The sequence below is a fragment of the Moorena sp. SIO3I6 genome, from assembly GCF_010672095.1.
In genome coordinates this window covers 1-3,353 of record NZ_JAAHHU010000463.1, presented here as the reverse complement: position 1 = coordinate 3,353, position 3,353 = coordinate 1, and the positions used below count along the sequence as shown (strand labels likewise).

The following is a 3,353-nucleotide window of genomic DNA, read 5'->3' as shown; positions in this document are numbered from 1 at the left end:
ATCGGGAATCGGGAATCGGGAATCGGGAATCGGGAATCGGGAATCGGGAATCGGGAATCGGGAATCGGGAATCGGGAATCGGGAATCGGGAATCGGGAATCGGGAATCGGGAATCGGGAATCGGGAACAGAGGGGAAATTTTAAAATGGAATCCCGTAGGGTTTATTTCAGAACATCGCGTTTTTTTGAGGAGTAATTTTATCGAGATCCACGGAAACATGAAATCGAAAAAAAATGGAAATATATCCGAAAAAAAAATATACTAATCGTCAATCAATTGTGATAATTTTTTTCCCGACTCCCGACTCCCGACTCCCGACTCCCGACTCCCGTTCCCCTCCTGGGAGGGGTTAGGGGTGGGTTCCGACTCCCGACTCCCGACTCCCGACTCCCGACTCCCTAAAACCTAAGACGAAGTAGCTAATCCAATTGATCAATGGGATAAACAATTATCACAGCGATCGCATCTAAAGCCAACCGCTTCTTGAGTAAAACCAAATGCCTGTAGTAAAAATTGCCAACGACACTGGCGAGTTTTCAGGTATTGATTCATCTGAGACTGGGCTTGCTGTTGGATAGTACTAACCTGTGCTAGGGAGGAAGATTTTCTAGACCGGTGTTGCCGGTAATGGAATGGATCAATCCATTCTAGTTGACCAGCACTATCGAGGAGTGCTAAGGCTATGGCACCATTGGGAAACTCTTTGGCTACTTTGGCTACTTCTCCCTGGGCTGGTAATTGCTTTGCTAACTGTTGAGCCTTTTGGTATTGCGATCGCATTTGATGGGCAAAAAATTCTTGTCGTTGCTTATCCTCTGGATTTAACCATCCTGTTGGTTCACTGACTAAGGTCAAAGCATCCGCTGGTTTACCATCCCTTCCCCCACGACCTACTTCCTGAATATATTCCGATAAGAGTAAAGGTGCTTGGAAATGCACGACCCAGCGTACATCTGGCTTATTAATCCCCATGCCAAAGGCACAGGTACATACCACAAATTGGGTCTGACCACTAATCCAGCTGGCTTCAATTTTCCGACGCTCCTGAGCACCCAAGCCAGCGTGGTAAGCTGCGGTGGAATACCCCAAGGAAGTAAACCATTGCGCTAACACTTCACTATCTTTTCGGGAACGGACATAGACTAACCCAGCTTGTTTAGGTCTGGCTTTAATATAGTTCAATACTCGTGTTTCGCGTCCTTTGGGAGTCCAGACGGTTTGGACCTGGAGGTTAAGATTGTCTCGATAGGGGCTAATTAAAAATGTTTGAGGTTGTCGCAGTTGCAAGACTTTGCGGATGGTTTGTTGAGCCTTGGGGTCAGCGGTAGCAGTAAAGGATGCGATCGCAATTTTTGTTCCCTTGGGCTTACACTTGAGCAGTGCTGGTCTGACTGCTCCCAAACGGCGATAAGCGGGTCTAAAGGTATCACCCCATTGAACCAAACAATGGGCTTCATCTAAAATCAATCCATTAATCTGAAGCTGTGGCTGACACAATCGTTTCCACACTGCTGCACTGAGTAGGGTTTCTGGGGATAAGTAGAGCAATCGCAGTTGCTGCTTTTCTAGAGCTTGAAGGGTTTGTTGCCGTTGGGAGCGAGGTAATTCACTATGTAACAGAGCAGCAGGTAATTTGCGATCGCGCAATTCCTGCACCTGATTTTCCATCAATGCTACTAGTGGAGAAATCACTAATGTTAATCCAGTTTGTAGTAAAGCTGGTAGTTGAAAACAAATCGACTTACCACCACCAGTAGGCAAAACAATTAAAGCATCCCGTTGTTCTAAAATCATCCGAATAATCTCACCTTGGGGAGGTCGAAAATCCTCGTAACCCCAGAATCGTTTCAAGGCTGCACGAACATCATCCCATTGATGATTACTGGATTGATTAGTATTAGTATTATTACTAGTATTTTGAACAATCATCCTGCTTTTCTTCCGTTGATTCCTTTTAAGCTTAGAGAAATGCTGACCGGTTATACACCAGAATATCAACGGATTTTGCTAGGATGATTACTGAAACGATGTCCGTAAAATTTCTTAGTAAAGACATTGACTAACCACTCTACCTCGTAAACTGCGAAAACCATGAGATTCATTAGTCCCAAAACTGACTTTGCTTTCAAGAAAATCTTTGGCTCAGATCAAAGTAAGGATATTCTGATTTCCTTCCTCAATGCCATGATCTACTCCGGGGAGTCGGTAATCCAGGATTTAGAAATCCTTGACCCCTATAGTGCCGGGGATGTAGTGGAGTTAAAAGACACTGTCTTGATGCAGTCGCTCATGGGGGAAACCCCCAAGACCGCGCTGCATCGCTATCTGGATGTTAAGGCAGTATTAGAGGATCAAACAACTGTGCTGATTGAAATGCAAATCTGGAATGTGGAGGCTTTCGAGAAGCGAGTGGTCTATAACTTGTGCAAAACCTATGGGAATCAACTAAAGTCGGGACAGGGATATTTCGATCTCAATCCAGTCATTGCGTTAACCATCACGGATTTTAAGTTATTCCCATCAACCGAAAAAGTAATTAGCTGTTTTTACTTTCAAGAAAAAGAAGAGCACTTGCCTTATCAGGAAAATGAATTAGCGATGGTGTTTGTGGAACTTCCCAAATTCACTAAGCAGCTGGAAGAGTTAGAAAGTGTGATAGATAAGTGGATATATTTTATCAAAGAAGCTCCCAGTTTAGAAATTATTCCTGAGAATCTCAGGGAAATCCCACAGCTAGAAAAAGCCTTAACTATAGCGAATCAAGCGGGGTTGAGTGTGTCAGAATTGGAAAAACTCCGCAAGCAGGAGATGGTCTTGGAGGACACGCGAGGTGCATTGAGTCTAGCTCAACGGGAAGGAATAGAACAGGGAATAATACAGGGAATAGAACAGGGAATAATACAGGGACGAGTACAAGGGGAAAGAAGGGTAATAGTGCGACAGCTTGAGCGCCGTTTTGGCCAACTATCCAGTAATGCGATCGCATTAATCGAAGCCTTGACGAATCAAGAGCTAGAGCGTTTATCAGAAGCCATCTGGGATTTCCAGACCAGGGAAGACTTACTCAACTGGCTCCAACAGAACTCTAATTAAAAGCTAGTAATGTATCATAACTTGACTCAATAAACAAGATCCAGGTGCGATCAATTTTCTAGTTCAGATTCACTACACTATCTGAGATAGTGTTAACTTTGAACAATTTGCCTTGGCTTACGATAATATCTGTAAATACTTAGCCGAAGAATACCCATCGGAGTTTTTTCATTGGCTATTGGGTGAAGAACCTCGCGATATTCAGGTACTTAAAACCGAATTAAGTGCTGAACCAATTCAAGCTGATGCTCTGAGTGTA

Annotated in this window: 2 protein-coding genes and 1 pseudogene; 1 reads left to right on the top strand and 2 read right to left on the bottom strand. The window is 44.0% G+C overall.

Translation table 11 applies throughout. The annotated features are described in order from the left end of the window. Both F6K49_RS37985 and F6K49_RS37980 read right to left on the bottom strand, forming a co-directional pair. A pseudogene (locus tag F6K49_RS37985) lies at positions 1-220 on the bottom strand (hypothetical protein); the annotation flags it as partial. A gap of 213 nt (positions 221-433) precedes the next feature. Next, positions 434-1,930 carry an ATP-dependent DNA helicase RecQ gene (locus F6K49_RS37980; RefSeq protein WP_293105406.1) on the bottom strand — a complete coding sequence of 499 codons (1,497 nt, stop codon included), beginning with the start codon at positions 1,928-1,930 and terminating at the stop codon, positions 434-436. Between the two features lie 162 nt (positions 1,931-2,092). On the opposite strand from F6K49_RS37980, the gene F6K49_RS37975 reads away from it, so the two are divergent. Beyond that, a complete protein-coding gene (locus F6K49_RS37975) occupies positions 2,093-3,094 on the top strand; it encodes an Rpn family recombination-promoting nuclease/putative transposase (RefSeq protein ID WP_293021461.1) in 1,002 nt (333 codons plus the stop codon). Positions 3,095-3,353 lie beyond the last annotated feature (259 nt).

Bases quoted from the DNA above. Each gene is read 5' to 3' on its own strand.
- F6K49_RS37980 (WP_293105406.1), bottom strand. From the start codon at position 1,930: ATGATTGTTCAAAATACTAGTAATAATACTAATACTAATCAATCCAGT.
- F6K49_RS37975 (WP_293021461.1), top strand. From the start codon at position 2,093: ATGAGATTCATTAGTCCCAAAACTGACTTTGCTTTCAAGAAAATCTTT.